Source organism: Comamonas sp. UBA7840 (assembly GCF_002501455.1).
GTDB classification, from domain to species: Bacteria; Pseudomonadota; Gammaproteobacteria; order Burkholderiales; family Burkholderiaceae_C; genus Comamonas; species Comamonas jiangduensis.
This window is the reverse complement of the sequence record NZ_DLTI01000021.1, coordinates 13,016-31,441: the sequence shown is the minus strand read 5'-3', so window position 1 is coordinate 31,441 and position 18,426 is coordinate 13,016. Positions and strand designations below refer to the sequence as shown.

Here is an 18,426-nt window from a genome sequence, read left to right as displayed (position 1 = left end):
TCGGCATTAGCTCATGCAAATCACACATAACGCACTCGGATTTAAGCACGCTGCCTGCGGTGCTGTGGAATGCCACTCGTTGCCAGCCTCTTCAAAAAGAGGAGCTTGAGGCGCTTGATATGCAATAGGTACGTATTGATTTACATCGCAAAGCAAGCATTCGCCACCGCTACCAGCTCTCTTTACCGAAGCGCCTACACCCCCAAAGGCATCTCGGCACGCTTGAGGGTGCGCAGCACAAACATAGACTGGCTGTGCTGAATGCCTTTGATTTTGTAGAGTTTTTCACGCAGCAAACGCTCGTAGTCCCGCGTGTCTTTGACCATGACGCGCAGCAGATAGTCGTAAGTGCCAGACACCAAATGCGCCTCCACCACCTCGGGAATGGTGGCCAGCTGCTCACCAAATTTTTCCAGCGTGTTGTCGCTGTGGCTGTTGAGCGTAACCATCAACAGCACCGTATCGTTCAAACCCAGGGCTTGGGGGTTCAGGCGCACGGTGTAACCCTCAATCACGCCTTCGTCTTCCATGCGTTTGATGCGCGTCCAGCACGGCGATGGGCTCAGGCCCACGGCCTGCCCTATTTCTTGCAGGCTGGCTCGTGCATTGCACTGCAATTGCGCAATGATTTTTCTGTCAATTTTGTCCATGCAGCAAATTTTGCTGCAAATATTAAATACACATGTTTTTTTTCTGTATTCACCCTAATTTCATAGCATGACAGCAACATTTTTTGCACTGCAACACGCACACTTCAAGGCATGGAAGCAACGCCTACCGGCGATGTTCAACGCCATTTCATCGCCACGGCAATTTACCGTTTGCCCGCTGCTATGTGACCCACGCGCTATGCACTACGCAAAAAGGCCGATCTGCAATACCCCTCGCAGATCGGCCTTTTTGTTGGCGGCAGCAGTACCTTGTTTGCATAAAAAAAGGCACTAGCGCTTATCCCATAAGCGCTAGCAGCTATCTATTTTGCAATTTCTTGGGCATCCGACACCAGGGCCAGCGCCTCTTGTCCACCCAGCGCCTTCCACAGCGTCACGCGGTTGATTTGCTCCGACAGACGCAGGCTGATGAGGGTTTGCTGCGCCGCGTACAGGCTGCGCTGCGCATCCAGCACCGTGAGATAGTTGTCGACCCCGGCCTGAAAACGTGCCTCCGACAAATCAAATGCTTTTTGCGTAGCCAGCACCATGCCGGTTTGGGCGCCCAGGCGATCGCCCCACTGGGCACGGTCTGCCAGCGCATCTGCCACTTCCTTGAAAGCGGTTTGCACGGCTTTTTCGTACTGTGACAGGGCAATGCGCTGGTTGGCCTCGGCCACCTGCACGCCGGCACGCAAACGCCCGCCCTCAAAAATTGGCAGCTTAATTTGCGGCATAAAGCTCCAGGTGCTGGTGCCGCCGCCAAACAGGGCATCCAGCTCCCGGCTGCCTGAACCCACACTGCCGGTCAGCGTAATGCTGGGGAACAGCGCCGCACGCGCCGCGCCAATATTGGCATTCATGGCACGCAGATTGTGTTCTGCCGCCTGTACATCGGGGCGTTGCAGCAATACGCTGGAAGGCAAGGCTTGCGGCACGGGCAACAGCGCCAAGTTATTGGCATCGTTCACGGCCAGTGTCTGCACACTGGGCAGCAACTCGGCAGGCACAGCGCCACCCACCAGCAAGTGCAGCGCGTTACGGTCACGCGCCACTTGCGAGGTGTAGGCCGCCACATCCACGCGCGCGGTTTCGACCGTGGACAGGTTTTGCGCCAACACCAGCCCCGAGGTGGAGCCGATCTCAAACATGCGCTTGGTCAGCGCATACGCTTTTTCGCGGCTCGCCAAGGTATCTTGGGCCAGCTGCAAACGGGCCATGTCGGCCGCCAAGGTCAGCCAGGCGTTGCTGACATCGGCCACCAAGCCAATCTGCACATTGCGCTGGTTGCCCTCGGACTGCAAAAACGCCTGCAAACCCGCTTCACTCAAATTGCGTACACGGCCCCAGAAGTCGATTTCATAGCTGGTAAAGCCCAACTGCGCGGTGTATTGCTCGTTGACAGAGGATTGGCCCGCAGGGTTTAACTCTGCGCTGGTGCGGCTGCGTGTGCCCTGCCCTTGCGCCGTAATGCTGGGTAACAAATCGGCACGCGTAATGCCGTACTGCGCCCGTGCTTTTTCCATGTTGTCAAGCGCCACACGCAGGTCGCGGTTGTGGCTCAGCGCCAGCGCCACCACCTCGCGCAGCTGCGGGCTTTGGATCCAAGCCTGCGCTTGCGCGTAGCTCAATGCCGCCTCGCTGGCTTGCACGGGCACGCCCGCCTGGGCCGTCACGGTCTCCGGCACCATGCCCGCCGCAGGTTGCTGGTATGTCGGCGCCAAATTACAGGCCGTCAGCAAGGCTGAGGCCACGGCTGCAGCCATCACGGGCCGCATCGTCAAAGTCTGCTGTTTCATGCGCGGGTTTCCTGTGTCGTGGTGGGCGTGTGAGGGGTGTCATCTGTGCGGCTGCGGCTCTTAAACCAAGAGCGCACCAGCAAGAAGAACACGGGCACCATGAACAAACCCAGCACGGTAGAGGCCACCGTGCCACCCAGCACTGCGGTACCAATCGCGTTGCGCCCCCCGGCGCCTGCGCCAGTGCCCAGGGCCAGCGGAATCACGCCGAAACCAAACGCCAGCGACGTCATCAAGATGGGACGCAAGCGCATGCGCACGGCTTCCACCGTGGCGTTGAACAGGCTCTTGCCCTGCTCTTGCAACTGCACCGCAAACTCCACAATCAAGATGGCGTTCTTCGACGCCAGACCCACCGTGGTGAGCAAGCCCACCTGGAAATACACGTCGTTGGTCAAGCCTCGCGTATAGGTTGCCAGCAGCGCCCCGACCACCCCCAGCGGCACCGCCAGCATCACAGACAGTGGCACCGTCCAGCTTTCATACAGCGCGGCCAGGCACAGGAACACAAACAAAATAGAGATGGCATACAGCAGCGGCGCTTGTGCACCAGACTGGCGCTCTTGCAGCGAAGCTCCCGTCCACTCATAGCCAATGCCGTTGGGCATGGTTTTGAGAATCTCCTCCACCACCTGCATGGCGACACCCGAACTCACGCCCGGCGCTGCATTGCCCACAATTTCATAGGCGGGCGAGCCGTTGTAGCGCAGCAGCTGCGGCGAGCCATAAGCCCAGTGCGTGGTAGAGAAAGCGCTGAAAGGCACCATCTCACCGTTTTTGTTGCGCACCGACCACTTGGCAATATCTTGCGGCAGCATGCGGTGCGGCGCATCGCCCTGGATGTAGACGCGCTTGACGCGGCCGTTGTTCAAAAAGTCGTTGACATAGGTGCCGCCCATGGCGCTGGAGAGCACGCTGTTGATGTCGCTGTACGACAGGTTCAGCGCAGCCGCCTTGCGATCATCAATGTCCAGACGCAGCTCGGTGGCATCGTCCAAATTGGTGGCGCGCAGCCCCGTCAGCTCAGGGTGGTTGCGCGCTTGGGCCAAAAACTGGTCTTTGGCCGCCAGCAAAGCGTCGTGCCCCAAACCGTTCAAGTCCTTGAGCATGAAGTTAAAGCCTGCGTTGGAGCCCAAGCCACGCACGGCAGGTGGCTGCATCACGAAGATGCGGGCGTCGCGGATATAGGCCAACTCCTGCGTGGCACGGTGTGCAAAAGTGCCTGCAGACTGGCTGGGCAGCGGGCGTTCTGCCCACGTCTTCAAGCGCACAAAACCGCGTGCAGAGCTTTGGTCGCCACTCAAGCCCGAAACCTGGTTGAAACTGACCACATCGGGCTGCTTGAGGAAATACTCCCGCACCTCATCGAGCACCGCCTGCAAACGCGCATCGGAGGCACCTGCGGGCAAGTTCACGTTGACGTAGACAAAGCCTTGGTCTTCATCCGGCAAGAACGAAGTGGGCAGCTTGCTCATCAGCCACCACACGCCAGCCAAAATGACCAAGAAGATCAGCATCATGCGTTTGGCACGGCCCAGCGTCCACGCCACCGTGCTTTGGTAGCGCAGCGCTGTGGCATCAAAGTGGTGGTTGAACCAGCGGAAAAAGCGGTCATTCAGCCCCAGCAAGCCACGGCGCATATGCTTTTCTTGGCCGTGGTTGGAGGGCGCTTTCAAAATGGTAGCGCACAGCGCGGGCGTGAGGGTCAGCGCCACAAACACCGAGAACGCCATCGCCGCCACAATGGTGATGGAGAACTGGCGGTAAATCACCCCGGTCGAGCCGCCAAAGAAGGCCATGGGCACAAACACAGCAGATAGCGTGACCCCAATGCCCACCAGCGCTGAGGTAATTTCCCCCATGGACTTGCGCGTCGCCTCCTTGGCGGACAGCCCCGTCTCATGCATCACACGCTCGACGTTCTCGACCACCACAATCGCATCGTCCACCAGCAAGCCAATCGCCAGCACCATGGCAAACATGGTCAGTGTGTTGATGGAGTAACCGGCCACCGACAAGACCCCAAACGTGCCAAGCAGAACCACGGGCACGGCAATGGCCGGAATCAAAGTGGCACGGAAGTTCTGCAAGAAGATGAACATCACGATCACCACCAGCACCATCGCTTCGGCCAAAGCCTTGACCACCTCCTGGATCGACGCGCGCACGAACGGTGTGGAGTCCGAGCTGACAAAATAGTCAATCTCGTTGGGGAAAAACTCTTTCAACTCCGCCAGTTTGGCGGCCACAGCGTCGGACACTTCCATCGCGTTGGCCCCATCGGCCAGCACAATCCCCATGCCCGCCCCCAGCATGCCGTTGAGCTTGGCCTTGACGGTAAGGTTGTCTGCACCCAGCTCTACCCACGCCACATCTTTGATGGTGACGACCGAGCCATCGGGCGATGTTTTGAGCACAATGTTTTCAAACTCTTCCACCGTCTGCAGCTTGGTGCGGGCCGTGATGGTGGCATTGAGCTGCTGGTTACTCACCGCAGGTAACGCACCCAGTTGCCCTGCGGAAACTTGGGCGTTTTGGGCGTTCAGCGCGGAGATCAGGTCAGACGGCATGAGCGCGTACTTTTGCATCAGGGCCGGATCCATCCAGATGCGCATGGCATAGAACGTACCAAACACGTTGATGTCACCCACCCCGTCCAGACGGCCCAGCACGTCCACCAAGTTGGAGTTCAGGTAGTCGCCAATGTCCACCTGCGTCATAGACGGGTCAGTGGAGTAAAAGCTGTACGTCACCAAAAAGTCTTGGCCGCCCTTGGTCACAAAAACACCGCGGCTTTTGACCGCATCGGGCAGGCGGTTCATCGCTGCCTGCAGCTTGTTTTGCACCTGCACCTGGGCCACGTCAATGTCGGTGCCCGGCGCAAACGTCAAGGTGGTGCGCGAGCGCCCCGAGGCATCAGACGTCGAGCTCATATAGAGCATGTTGTCGATGCCCTTGAGCTGCTGCTCAATGATCTGGGTGACGGAGTTTTCCACCGTTTCGGCGGAAGCGCCCGTGTACTGGGCGCCAATAGTCACGCGCGGCGGTGCAATGTCGGGGTATTGCTCCAGCGGCAGAGTAAAAATGGACAAGGCCCCCGCAAGCATGATGACGATGGAGATGACCCACGCAAAAATGGGTCGATTGATAAAAAACTGCGCCATGATGCGATCGCTTCCCGCTTACTTACCGTTTGCCACAGCCGCACGCAGTCGCGCCGCCGCTGCTTGAGGGTCTACGGGCTGGGCCTGCGACTTGGCATTGGCGGGTGTCTCCACCGCCGTCACTTTGTCACCGGGTTTGATGCGCTGAAATCCGTCAATCACCACACGTTCACCCGCTTCCAAGCCCTTGTCTAGCAACCAGTGGTTGCCGATGGCACGGCCCAGTTCTACGGTGCGCTTTTCCACGGTGTCATCGGGATTGACCACCAGCACGCTGGCACGGCCTGTCAAATCGCGTGAGACCGAGCGCTGGGGCACCAAAATCGCCTCGGGCGCCAAGCCCGTGGGCAATTTGGCCTGCACAAACATGCCTGGCATCAGCACCCCATCGGGGTTGGGCACCACCGCACGCAAAGTCACTGTGCCCATCGTGCTGTTAACAATCAGCCCCGCAAACTGCAGCTTGCCTTCATGCGGATAGGCGCTGCCATCTTCCAGTTGCAGGCGAACGGGCATCTGCTGACCTTCAATTTTTTGATAGCGCCCAGCCGCCCAGTCGTTGCGCAGCTGCAGCAGCTCGGCAGAAGACTGGGTGAAATCCACATACATGGGGTCCAGTTGCACGATATCGGTCAGCGGCGCCGTTTGGTTGGCCGTCACCAAAGCACCAGGGGTGACCGCAGAAAGGCTGATGCGACCACTGATAGGTGCCTCAATACGGCTGTACTTCAGGTTGATGCGTGCGTTATCTAGGCTTGCCTTGGCCACCGCCACATCGGCCTGCGCCTGCTGCGCAGCCGCCTGGCTTTCTTCAAAAGCTTGCTGACTGATGGCGGCAATCTTCACCAGCTCGGCGTTGCGGCGCGCGGTAGCTTCCCAGGTTTTTTGGCTGGCCTGGGCTTTGGCCAAAGCCGCTGCCGCGCTGGCTTCGGCAGCACGCAAGCTGGCAGCATCCAACTGGTACAGCGGCTGGCCTTGCTTGACCATGCCACCTTCCGTAAAAAGCCGCTTTTGCACGATACCGCTGACCTGGGGGCGAACCTCAGCACGCAAAAAAGCAGCCGTCAGACCCGGCAACAAGCTGTCCAGTGTCTGGCTTTGTTTTTGCAACACCACCACCCCCACTTTGGCTGGCTCTGGCGGCGTGACAGGCGCATTCGAGGGCTTGCCACAGCCGCTCAACACCAGCGCCAGCAGTGTCATGGCGGCCCAGCTGCCTTTGCGTTGTAAATGCTGCGCGGTAGAAGTGGTATCGGGCAAGCAATGGTCGGCGCGTGGGGCAGCAAAAGAGAACGTCATGGGGGCAATCTAAATTTCGAAAACGTTGCCATTCTCAGGCTCGAATGTTGCGCTTGTGTAAAGCACAGGGCCAAAAATGGGTAAATTCCGCACAAAGCGCACTGCCGCCAAGCAGCTAGAGCGCTGTTTTTCAAAGCACAAAACAGCGTTTCCACGCCAATTGGCAAAGCATTGATTTGTAACACTGAGCGAGCCGCTTGGCAGCGATAAGTTCCCCACCCGTCAGCAAACTACAGCTTGCGCCACAAAAAAGCCCCGCCAAGCGGGGCCATGCCACAGCGCTTGCAAGCGCTCTAGGCCAGCGAAGTTTGGCGCAGCGCCTCGCGCAGTTGCGCTCCCAGCTCCGGCCGGTCGGCAAACGCATCGGTGGGGTTTTGCAGTTGCAAGATGTCTTCCATGCGGGTGCGCACATTACCCAAGGCATGGGGGTGACTAAAAATGTAGAACTGGTTGTCCGCCATCGCAGCGAACACCTTGCTGGCAATGTCCTGCGCCGACACTTTGCCGGAGTTCACGGCTTTTTGCGTCATCGCACGCGCCACTTTCTGGCTGGTGGTCAGCGCAGCGGTATCCACTGCATCGGGGCGATTGCGCTCGCTGGTGGCAATGCCTGTGGGCACAAAATACGGGCACAGCACGCTGCAATGCAGCTGCTCAGTTACCAGTCGCAGGTCTTGGTACAGCGTCTCGGTCAGGCTGACGACAGCATGTTTGCTCACGTTGTACACCCCCATATTGGGAGGTGTCAGCAGCCCCGCCATGCTGGCAGTGTTGACGATGTGGCCTTGCCAGCTCGGGTCTTGCGCCGCAGCTTGGAGCATCATCGGTGTAAACACGCGCACGCCGTGAATCACACCCCACAGGTTCACGTTCAGCACCCACTCCCAGTCTTTGACCGACTGCTCCCACAGCAGCCCGCCCGAGCCACCCACGCCCGCGTTGTTAAACACAAAGTGGGGGGCACCCACGGTGGCCAGCACTTCTTGGGCCAGCGCATCCATCGCTTCTGCATTGCCGACATCCACCTGGCGCGCCATCACCTGCTTGGCACCTAGGCTGCGCGCGAGCTCTGCGGATTGGGCCAGCGCATCTGCCTGCACATCCACCAGTACCAGCTGCATGCCCGCCTTGGCCGCAATGCGCATGCACTCCAGCCCAAAGCCTGAGCCAGCGCCTGTCAATACGGCGGTTTTTCCTGAAAGACCATTCAACATGCTTGTCTCCTCTGTCGTTGTTCTCTGCCATCAAGAAAAAGGCAGCCCATGGCTGCCTTGCGCCGAGGTTTAGATCAGCTTGACCAGTTGCTTGCCAAAGTTCTTGCCTTTGAGCAGTCCCAAGAAAGCCTCTGGCGCGCTGGCCAGCCCTTGGGCGATGGACTCCCGGGGGCGCAGCTTGCCTTGGGCCACCAAGCCACCCAGTTCGGCCAGTGCCTCGGGCCACACTTCCATGTGCTCGCTGACGATGAAACCCTCGACCTTCATGCGGTTGATGAGGATGAGCGCCGGGTTTTGCAGAGGCAGTGGCTGGCCGTCATAGCCCGCGATCATGCCGCACACGGCCACGCGCGCGAAGGCGTTGGCACGCAGCAGCACGGCATCCAGCAAGTAGCCGCCCACGTTTTCAAAATAGCCGTCAATGCCGTCGGGGCAGGCCTCTTTCAAGGCCTTGCTCATGGATTTCAGATCGCTGTGCACCTTGTAGTCAATGCACGCATCAAAGCCCAACTCATTGGTGGCATAGGCACATTTCTCGGGGCCGCCGGCAATCCCCACCACGCGGCACCCCCGTGCCTTGGCCAGCGCGGCAAAAGCGCTGCCCACCGCACCGGTCGCCGCGCTGATGACCACGGTTTCCCCCGCCTTGGGTTTGATGATTTTGACCAGGCCATACCACGCAGTCACACCGGGCATGCCCACGGCGCCCAGGTAGTACGACAGCGGCACATGCGTGGTGTCTACCTTGCGCAGCATGCCGGGCGCATTGCCGTCCACCACGCTGTAGTGTTGCCAGCCCCCCATGCCCACCACCTGATCGCCCGGCTGGAATTTGGGGTGACGGCTTTCCTCCACCACACCCACCGTGCCGCCCAGCATGACTTCGCCCAGCGGCTGGCTGGCCGCATAGCTCTTGCTGTCGTTCATGCGCCCGCGCATGTACGGATCCAAGCTCAGGTAGTGGTGGCGCACCAGCACCTGCCCGTCTTGCAGCGCTGGCGTGGGCGCCTCGACCAACTTGAAATTACTGGCCACGGCTTCGCCCACAGGGCGGTTGTCCAGCAGTATTTGGGGATTGTTGGGCATGTGATTTATCTCCTTTTCATAGCTACTAGCGCTTGATAGATAAGCACTAGCGGTTAATTTGACTTAAAAATCCCAAGCCAGCACCACCACTGGCTTGCGCGCTTAGTCGGTGGCAATCACGGTTTGTGTGCCGCCGGGTTGTTGTCCGGGTTTGATGGTGCGCGGCATGTACTTGAAGGTGCCTGTGGCATGCGTGCACAACTTGCCCGTGCTGTCATAGACCTTGCCCTCGCAGTACGCCATGCTCTTGGTGCGGTGCAGCACAAAACCTTTCGCTACCAAAGGGCCACGTGCAGCCTGCATAAAGCTGGTCTTCATCTCAATGGTGACGCAGCCAAAGTCATCGCTCTCCAGCGAGCGGGCAGCCACGGCCATGGTCACATCCAGCAGCGTCATGCTGGCGCCGCCGTGCGTCACTTCAAACGTATTGAGGTGCTCGGGCTTGGCGGTGTAGCGCAGCTCAGACTCGCCGTTTTCAAACTTGTGCAGCGTAAAGCCCAGGTGTTCGACAAAGGGGATGGGGTGTTCGCCAAAGCTCAGCATGTGTTGTCTCCGAAATGGTTCATGGGGAAATGGCCGCAAGCATAGCGGCGCCATCCCCTGCGCCCGCACAAAAAGCTGTCACATACGAGCAAGAGCGACAATCTCAAGCACGCTGGCATCAGCCCAAAATGGCGCTGACACCACCATCCACCGCCACCCACTGGCCCGTGATGTGCTTGCCCGCATCGCTGGCCAGCAGCACGGTCAGCCCCTTCAACCCTTCGTCATCGCCCAGTCGGCGCAGCGGCGCGCGGCGGGTCATGTTGTCCTCGCCCATGGTGTCGATCAGCACCTCGGCCATCTTGGTGCGAAAGAAGCCCGGGCAAATCGCATTCACGTTGATGTTGTGCGGCCCCCATTCACCAGCCAGCGCACGCGTGAAGTTCAGCACAGCGCCCTTGGAGGTGTTGTAGGCAATGGTTTTCATCTCCACAGGGTTGCCGCCCAACCCGGCAATCGAGGCCAGATTGATGATGCGGCCACCACGCTCCAGCATGCCGGCCTTGGCCACGGCCTGGCTGAGCAAGAAGTAACCTCGGATGTTCAGGTTCATCACCTTGTCCCACGCTGCCGTGGGGTGCGACTCTGCAGGGGCGCCCCAGCTGGCGCCCGCGTTGTTCACCAAGATATCGATGGCCCCCACGCGCTGCATGGTCTGCGACACCAAACGCTGAATGTCCGCTTCATCGGCGCAGTCCGCAGCAATCCATTGCGCATCAATGCCCTGCGCCTGCAGCGTAGCCGCCGCCTGCTCCAAATCTGCGGCCTTGCGCGATGTCAGCACCACCCGTGCACCTGCCTCGCCCAGCGCCTGGGCCATTTGCAACCCCAGCCCGCGCGAGCCCCCCGTCACCAATGCAGTTTTGCCGGTGAGATCAAACAGTTGTTGCACGGTGCGTGTCATGAAAAAGCGCTCCTTGGTTGGCATAGGTTGGAAGAGATGGTCCCGCTCGATACGGTGCTTGAATTCATTGTGCGAGCAAGCACGGGCACCCGGCTGTCGCCATGGCGAAGCCAAGCCCTAGTGAATGCACCAAGAAAAATATTGCACAGCACCCCAAAAAAGCTGTATATTCATACAGTCACTGTTGTTTTATACATGTTTATGTTTACAACCGAATTCACCCAAGACCAGCCCTGCTTTACCGTCGCCCTGTGCGACTATCCCGGCCTGCCCGACACCGAGCGCCAACGCGCCGAAGCGCGCTATGCCCGCACCCTTTCCCGCCAATTGGGCGGCGAGCCCGAGGTGGCCAACGCCTTGCGCACCATCGAGCAACTCGAAGACGCGCCGCCGGAAGAGATCACCGAAGAAGCCAAATCTATCTACCAGCGCTGGATGAAGGCCGCCCGCGCCGCCGCAGAAGCGGGCATGCAAGGCCTGGGCGGGGAAGAAGGCTGCTACTTTGAGGTGCGCCGCCACTGAGTGCGGCAAAAGGAAGTTCTGCAAAACTCCTCTTAAAAGAGCAGCCAGCGCTTGTTTTTCAAGCACTTCATATGTTTTTCATCCTGAAGTGTAGAAAACGCCAGCGCTGGCTGCTCTTTTTTTCTTTGCATTCCACGGCCCAGCGGTGCACCTCAGCGCTGCAGCCCCAGGTCACAGGCTCGCGGCTTTCACACCACAAGCCACCAGCGCGCGCAAGCAGCCACATTCCGCCCCTAGAATCGTTCGAACCACAGAGTAAGAGGACGAGCTTATGAGCAGTGCGCCACTGGCCGAACCCGACGCCATCCCCACGCCCCTGAACGCCTTGCACGAAGAGCTGGGCGCGCGCATGGTGCGTTTTGCCGGCTACCGCATGCCGGTGCAATACCCCCAAGGCTTGGTGGCCGAACACCGCCATACCCGCGAGAAAGCCAGCTTGTTTGATGTCTCGCACATGGGGCACATCAGCGTCAGCGGCTCCTCGGCCGCCGCAGCGCTGGAGCAAATCCTGCCGATTGATGTGCTGGACCTGGGCCTGCACCGCCAGCGCTATGCCCTGTTGCTGGCAGAAAACGGCGGCATCTTGGATGACTTGATGGTCATCAACCGCGGCGAAGACTACCTGCTGATCGTTAACGCCAGCCGCAAACACGAAGACCTGGCATGGATGCAGGCGCGCATCGGCAGTGAATGCACCGTCACCGCCCTGCCCGATATGGCGCTGGTGGCCCTGCAAGGCCCATTGGCTAGCGCCGTGCTGCAGCGCCCGGTGCCCGCCACCAGTTTGCTCAACTTCATGCAGGGCACGCCGTTTGATTTCAAAGATGCGCGCGGTTACATCACCCGCAGCGGCTACACCGGTGAAGATGGCTTTGAAATCTCTTTGCCCGCAACCCACATTGAAGCGTTTGCGCGCTGGGTGCTCAAGCAGCCCGATGTGTTGCCCGCCGGCCTGGGGGCGCGCAACACATTGCGCCTGGAAGCAGGCCTGTGCCTGTACGGCACCGACATGGACAGCACTACCACACCGTCACAGGCAGGCTTGAACTGGAGCATTCCCAAAGTGCGCCGCAGCGGCGGCCAGCGCGCTGGCGGCTTTACGGGGGCTGATGTCGTCTTGGCGCAAATTGAAGGCCGCCCCCCCGTCGACAGCGTACGCGTAGGCTTGCAGGCTTTGGAGCCCGTGCCTGTGCGCGACGGCACCGTGCTGCACCTTCCCGGCGGGGATGCCCTGGGGGTGGTCACCAGCGGATCCTTGGCGCCCAGCTTGGATCGCCCGATTGCCATGGGCTACGTACCGCCCCAATACGCAGCCCACTGCACACGCATTGATGCGATGGTGCGCGGCAAACCGGTGCCCATGGAGGTTGTACCCCTTCCTTTTATAGGCACCCGCTACCGCAAAAGCTAGGCGAGATTCACACCATTTTTACGCACTGGTCAGCGGCAAACCGCTACAGTGTCAACCACGGCGCACGCAGCGGTTTGCAGCGCGTGCGCACCGATTAGCTAGATATATATTGAGTACCGGAGTTCAACCCCATGAGCATCAAGTTTTCCAAAGAACACGAATGGATCAACGCTGCCAATCCTGAAGCAGCCGTGGTGGGTATCACCGTACATGCCCAAGACGCCCTGGGCGATGTTGTGTTTGTCGATCTGCCCGCCGTGGGCACCACCTTTCAGCAAGGCGATGTCACCGGCGTGGTGGAGTCGGTCAAGGCGGCGGCCGATGTGTACATGCCCGTCACGGGCGAGATTGTGGAAGTCAATGAAGCCCTGCGCGCAGACCCTTCACTGGCCAATACCGACCCGCTGAATACCGGCTGGTTCTTCAAAGTGAAGCTGGCTGACCCCAGCCAACTCGATGGCCTGATGGACGAAACCGCCTACGGCGACTTCGCCGCCAGTCACTAAGCGCACCACGCACCACGCCTTCCGGCTGGTGCGTTTTTTCTATCAGGGCCTCACCGCCGCGCGAATCCTGCGCAATCTGGTGCATAGGCTGTGGCATTGAACAGATTGATGCGGCTTGCAAGGTGCGGCGTTCGCACGGGGGCTGCGCCATCTGACGAATGAGGGAGTGGGATGATGAATCAGCGACTGCAAGCGCCCTTGTCTCAACTGCACGAAAGCGATGCTTTTGCGCGCCGCCACATCGGGCCCAGCATGCCCGATGAAGCACATATGCTGCGCGCCATTGGCCTGGCCTCACGCCAAGCCTTGATAGAGGCGGTTGTGCCCGGCAACATCGTGCGACAGACCCCCATGAACCTTCCGCCAGCAGCCACGGAGCAGGACGCCCTGCAAGAGCTCAAAACCATTGCCAGCCGCAACCGGGTTTTCAAAAGCTTTATCGGCCAGGGCTATTACGGCACGCACACCCCCGGCGTTATCCAGCGCAATATTTTGGAAAACCCCGCGTGGTACACCGCCTACACGCCCTATCAGGCAGAAATTTCCCAGGGCCGGCTGGAAGCCCTGCTCAATTTTCAGACCCTGGTCTGCGACCTCACAGCCATGCCGGTGGCCAACGCCTCCATGCTGGATGAAGCCACCGCCGCCGCCGAAGCCATGGCCTTGGCGCGGCGCAGTGCAGGCGCCCGCAGCGACGTGTTTTTGGTGCACCCGGATGTGCACCCCCAGACCCTGGAAGTGCTGCGCACCCGCGCCGAACCTATGGGATGGTGCGTGGCAACGCCCAGCGACCACGCCGCCTTTTTGACCGCGCTGGCCCAGCCCCACTTTGGTGCTCTGGTGCAATACCCCAGCAGCACCGGCGCCATCTATGACTGGCGCGAAGCGGCTGCGCAGAGCCACGCACACCAAGCCTTGCTGATTGCAGCCACAGATTTGCTGGCGCTGACGCTGCTTACCCCCCCCGGCGAATGGGGCGCAGACATCGTGGTGGGCAACAGCCAGCGCCTGGGCATGCCCATGGGCGCAGGCGGCCCGCACGCTGCTTTCATGGCTTGCCAAGATGGCCTCAAGCGCTCTCTGCCTGGTCGTTTGGTGGGCGTGAGTATCGATGCACAAGGCTCTCCAGCCTTGCGCCTTGCGCTACAAACCCGCGAGCAACACATTCGCCGCGAAAAAGCCACCTCCAACATCTGTACCGCGCAGGTGCTGCCCGCCGTCATGGCCAGCATGTATGCGGTCTACCATGGCCCCGATGGGCTGCGCGACATCGCCCAGCGTATTGCGCAGCTCACCGCCGCGCTGGCACAAGGGCTGGAAAACCTCGGCTTTGCGCTGCGCCACAGCACGGCGTTTGACACGGTCACCGTGCATGCCCCAGACAGTGCATTAAATATAGCTACCCGCGCTTTACTGGCGGGCGTTAACCTGCGAAAAATATCTGAAAGCGAATTGGGCATCTCGCTGGATGAAACCAGCACAACGGCAGACGTAGCTTTGCTGCTGCGCCTGTTTGGTGCCGAGCAGGCACCCATCATTGACGCCACAACGTCCTCACGTATCCCGGCAGGTTTGCAACGCCGCTCGCACTTTCTCACCCACCCCGTCTTTCACAGCCACCATAGCGAAACCGCTATGCTGCGCTACATCCGCAGCCTCAGCGACAAAGACTTGGCACTGGATCGCTGCATGATTCCGCTGGGCTCGTGCACCATGAAACTCAACGCCACCAGCGAGATGATTCCCATCACCTGGCCCGAGTTTGCGCACATCCACCCTTTTGCCCCCGCAGACCAGCAGCAAGGCTATGCCCAGCTGGACCAGCAGCTGCGTGACTGGCTGTGCACCATCACCGGTTACGCAGGCGTAAGCCTGCAACCCAATGCAGGTTCTCAAGGGGAGTACGCGGGGCTGCTCGCCATCCGTGCCTGGCACGCATCGCGCGGGCAAGCGCAGCGCACCATCTGCCTGATTCCCTCCAGTGCCCATGGCACCAACCCTGCCAGCGCTCAGATGTGCGGCATGCAAGTGGTGGTGGTGGCGTGCGACGCGCAAGGCAATATCGACATGGCCGATCTGCAAGCAAAGTGCGAGGCCCACAGCGACAAGCTGGCCTGCATCATGATCACCTACCCCAGCACCCACGGCGTGTTTGAAGATGCTGTGCGCCCGCTGTGTGAGCTGGTACACCAGCACGGTGGCAGGGTGTATGTAGACGGCGCCAATATGAATGCTTTGGTCGGTTTGGCGGCGCCAGGCGCTTTTGGCGGTGACGTCAGTCACCTGAACCTGCACAAAACCTTCTGCATTCCCCATGGCGGCGGCGGCCCCGGTGTGGGCCCAGTGTGCGTTGCGCAAGACCTGGTGTCTTTTCTGCCCGGCCATGCGGCAGCGGGCAAGGCAGCGGTGGTGGGTGCGGTGTCAGCTGCACCCTATGGCAATGCAGCGGTACTGCCAATCAGCTGGATGTATATCCGCATGATGGGCGCCAGCGGGCTGCGCCACGCCACGGAAACGGCCATTTTGAATGCCAATTACATCCGGGTCCGCCTGCAAGACGCCTACCCCACGCTCTATGCAGGTCCTGGCGGCTTCGTGGCACACGAATGTATTTTGGACCTACGCCCGCTCAAAGAATCCAGTGGCATCACCGCCGAAGATGTGGCCAAGCGCCTGATTGACTATGGTTTTCATGCACCCACCCTGTCTTTTCCGGTGCCCGGTACCTTGATGGTGGAGCCCACCGAAAGCGAGCCTCTGGAAGAATTGGATCGCTTCATCGATGCCATGCTGGCTATCCGTACAGAAATTCAGCGCATTCAAGATGGCGATTGGCCCCGTGAGGACAACCCCCTCAAAAACGCTCCCCATACTGCGGCGCAGCTGCTGCAAGATGCGTGGCTTCACTCCTACAGCCGCACAGAAGCGGCCGGGCATAAACAGCTGGCTACCAAGTACTGGCCGCCCGTGGCGCGCATTGACAACGTACACGGGGATCGCAATCTGGTATGCACCTGCCCTCCTATTGAGGCTTACCTGAGTTGAGCCAGCGTTCATCACCACCGTGCTTGTTGGCTTGGGCGTGCAGCACTTACACTGCCCAGCTCTTGCCCCCGCACTGCTCGTGTCTATGAGTCGTCCTGACCTCTCTTTCCTCCTCCACCGCGAAGACGCACCTGCAGCGCCCACCTCGTTGCCTGAACTGGACTCCATGCCACTGGCGGCCCTGCCTGTGTTCGAGCTTCCCGAGGATTTGCCGGACGATGACCCACTGGCGGCCTTGATTGCCGAGCTGCGCAACTACCAAAACGAACTGGAGATCCAAAACAAAGTTCTGGACTACAGCCAGGCGGTGGCAGAAAGCGCATCGGAGCGATTTGAGGCGCTGTTCTCGAGTGTGCCACTGCCGTTGCTGGTGCTGGATGAGCATGACATGGTCATCCAAGCGAATGCCATGGCACACAATGCGTTCCAGGCGGAAGGGCATGACCGGCTGCTGGTGTCTTTTATGCCGTATGTCTGCCCCACAGACACACAGCGTGTCGCTCAGGCATTTGAAGCCTCTCGCACTGCCGGCCACAGCGAGGCCCACGAAGTCATTTTTACGCTGGGCAGCGGTCAGCAAATTCAGGCCGATTTGCACATCGCCTGCATTCAAATCCCCCAGCGTGAAGGCCCGGCGATTGCACAGTTCATGTGCGCCATCGTTGACCAAGGCCCCTTGCTGGCAGAGCGCCACCAACTCCAGGAACGCAACGACCAACTGCACGCCAGTGAGCGACGGCTGGAATCGGTAATTAATTCTTCGCTGGATGCCATCATTTGCGTTGACCGTGACCAGCGCATCACCGTCTTCAACCCCACTGCCGCCGCTTTGCTGCTTTGCCCGGTTGCAGATGCATTGGGTTCCAAGTTGGAGCGTTTTTTGCCAGATGCGGTGCACGCACTGGATTTAGCACCGCTGACTACTCAAGCCATGCTGGGCGAAATGACGGCCCGCACGGCCACCGGCAAAACCTTGCCGGTGGAAGTCTCCATGTCCTTCGAGCGCTTGTCAGACGGTGAAGTAACCACGGTCTTTGCGCGCGACCTCACCAGCCACAAACGTGCTGAAGCGCAACGCAGTGAGCTGGAGATGCAGTTGCGTGAATCCCACAAAATGCAAGCTTTGGGCACCATGGCTGGCGGCATTGCCCACGACTTCAACAACATCGTGGGGGCCATTTTGGGGAATGTGGAGTTGGCCAAAGCCGATTGCAGCCACCACCCTCAAGCCCTAGAGAGCCTGCTCGAAATTGAAAAAGCAGGCCGCCGCGCCAGAGACTTGGTGCGTCAGATTCTGACCTTCAGCCGCAATGAGCCCCCCAAACGCTACGCCGTGCATGCCCATGAAGTCATGCGCGACACAGAGCGCTTGCTGCGCGTGACGCTGCCGCCGGCAATTGAGCTGCAAGTGAATGTCTCCCACGATCTGCCTTGCATGCTGGCCGACCCCACACAAGTGGAGCAGGCGCTGTTTAACCTCACCACCAACGCCGTGCACGCACTGGGCGAATCGCGTGGAGTGATCCGCATGGAAGCAGCGCTGAGCCTGTCTGAGCAGCGCTTGTGTGACCGTTTGGGCCTGACACTGGGCGACTACCTGGTCATCACCGTACAAGACAACGGCCCCGGTATTCCCCCCCCAACCTTACAGCGCATTTTTGAACCCTTCTTCACCACCAAACCCGTAGGGCAAGGCACGGGGCTGGGGTTGGCCGTGGTACACGGGGTGATGCGCACCCACGGCGGCGCGGTAGATGTCAGCAGCCAGATCGGTCAAGGCAGCGTCTTCGCGCTGTACTTTCCTGTGTGGAGCCCTGAGATTGTGGGCATTCAACCTCCGGCGCCACCCGCCAGCAGCAGGGCGTGCGCAGTGCCTGCTGCCAGCGCTGTACCTGCGCCCAGTGGGCACAAGCACGTGATGTATGTGGATGATGACCAAGCCTTGGTGTCACTGGTGCAGCGACTGCTGCGCCGCAGAGGCTATCAGGTAACGGGTTTTCTGGACCCGCGCGAGGCCACGCAAGCACTGCGCCAAAATCCATTCGCCTACGACTTGCTCGTGACGGACTACAACATGCCCGGCTACTGCGGCGTAGATTTGGTACGCGATTCCAAAGCCATTCGCCCCGATTTACCCGTGGCCCTGGCATCTGGTTATGTCACTGCAGAAATTGAAGCCCAAGCGATTGCTGCGGGTGCTCTTGCCTTGATCTACAAACCCAACGATGTCAATGAGCTGTGCGAGACCGTAGATCGCCTTATTCAACCCCAGCAGTTCTAAGA

General features: G+C 59.9%; 13 protein-coding genes. 5 read left to right on the top strand and 8 right to left on the bottom strand.

All coding sequences use genetic code 11. The annotated features are described in order from the left end of the window. Positions 1–194: 194 nt before the first annotated feature. The 8 genes from B3R00_RS06845 to B3R00_RS06810 form a co-directional block, all read right to left on the bottom strand. A complete protein-coding gene (locus B3R00_RS06845) occupies positions 195–650 on the bottom strand; it encodes an Lrp/AsnC family transcriptional regulator (protein ID WP_219164478.1) in 456 nt (151 codons plus the stop codon). 323 nt (positions 651–973) lie between these two features. After that, positions 974–2,449, bottom strand: coding sequence for an efflux transporter outer membrane subunit (locus tag B3R00_RS06840; RefSeq protein ID WP_286998247.1), 1,476 nt, complete (start codon positions 2,447–2,449; stop codon positions 974–976). Next, positions 2,446–5,613, bottom strand: a complete 3,168-nt coding sequence (locus tag B3R00_RS06835) for an efflux RND transporter permease subunit (protein WP_286998246.1) — start codon at positions 5,611–5,613, stop codon at positions 2,446–2,448. The genes B3R00_RS06840 and B3R00_RS06835 overlap by 4 nt, the downstream gene beginning before the upstream one ends. An 18-nt stretch (positions 5,614–5,631) precedes the next feature. After that, on the bottom strand, positions 5,632–6,912 hold the full coding sequence (locus B3R00_RS06830) for an efflux RND transporter periplasmic adaptor subunit (RefSeq protein ID WP_376747683.1): 1,281 nt from the start codon (positions 6,910–6,912) through the stop codon (positions 5,632–5,634). 293 nt (positions 6,913–7,205) lie between these two features. After that, positions 7,206–8,126, bottom strand: a complete 921-nt coding sequence (locus B3R00_RS06825; RefSeq protein ID WP_286998245.1) for an SDR family oxidoreductase — start codon at positions 8,124–8,126, stop codon at positions 7,206–7,208. A gap of 69 nt (positions 8,127–8,195) precedes the next feature. Then, positions 8,196–9,212, bottom strand: coding sequence for an NADP-dependent oxidoreductase (locus B3R00_RS06820; protein ID WP_286998243.1), 1,017 nt, complete (start codon positions 9,210–9,212; stop codon positions 8,196–8,198). Between the two features lie 102 nt (positions 9,213–9,314). Then, positions 9,315–9,755 carry a PaaI family thioesterase gene (locus tag B3R00_RS06815; protein ID WP_219164472.1) on the bottom strand — a complete coding sequence of 147 codons (441 nt, stop codon included), beginning with the start codon at positions 9,753–9,755 and terminating at the stop codon, positions 9,315–9,317. Between the two features lie 118 nt (positions 9,756–9,873). Further along, positions 9,874–10,659 carry an SDR family oxidoreductase gene (locus B3R00_RS06810; protein WP_219164471.1) on the bottom strand — a complete coding sequence of 262 codons (786 nt, stop codon included), beginning with the start codon at positions 10,657–10,659 and terminating at the stop codon, positions 9,874–9,876. Between the two features lie 195 nt (positions 10,660–10,854). On the opposite strand from B3R00_RS06810, the gene B3R00_RS06805 reads away from it, so the two are divergent. The 5 genes from B3R00_RS06805 (at position 10,855) to B3R00_RS06785 (ending at position 18,424) form a co-directional block, all read left to right on the top strand. Further along, positions 10,855–11,181, top strand: a complete 327-nt coding sequence (locus B3R00_RS06805) for a hypothetical protein (protein WP_286998241.1) — start codon at positions 10,855–10,857, stop codon at positions 11,179–11,181. 271 nt (positions 11,182–11,452) lie between these two features. Continuing rightward, a complete protein-coding gene (gcvT, locus tag B3R00_RS06800; RefSeq protein WP_286998239.1) occupies positions 11,453–12,592 on the top strand; it encodes a glycine cleavage system aminomethyltransferase GcvT in 1,140 nt (379 codons plus the stop codon). Between the two features lie 131 nt (positions 12,593–12,723). Beyond that, on the top strand, positions 12,724–13,098 hold the full coding sequence (gene gcvH, locus B3R00_RS06795) for a glycine cleavage system protein GcvH (protein ID WP_286998237.1): 375 nt from the start codon (positions 12,724–12,726) through the stop codon (positions 13,096–13,098). 174 nt (positions 13,099–13,272) lie between these two features. Then, positions 13,273–16,143, top strand: coding sequence for an aminomethyl-transferring glycine dehydrogenase (gene gcvP, locus B3R00_RS06790; RefSeq protein ID WP_286998236.1), 2,871 nt, complete (start codon positions 13,273–13,275; stop codon positions 16,141–16,143). An 85-nt stretch (positions 16,144–16,228) separates the two neighbouring features. Continuing rightward, a complete protein-coding gene (locus B3R00_RS06785) occupies positions 16,229–18,424 on the top strand; it encodes a PAS domain-containing hybrid sensor histidine kinase/response regulator (protein WP_376747682.1) in 2,196 nt (731 codons plus the stop codon). The last annotated feature ends 2 nt before the right edge of the window (positions 18,425–18,426 follow it).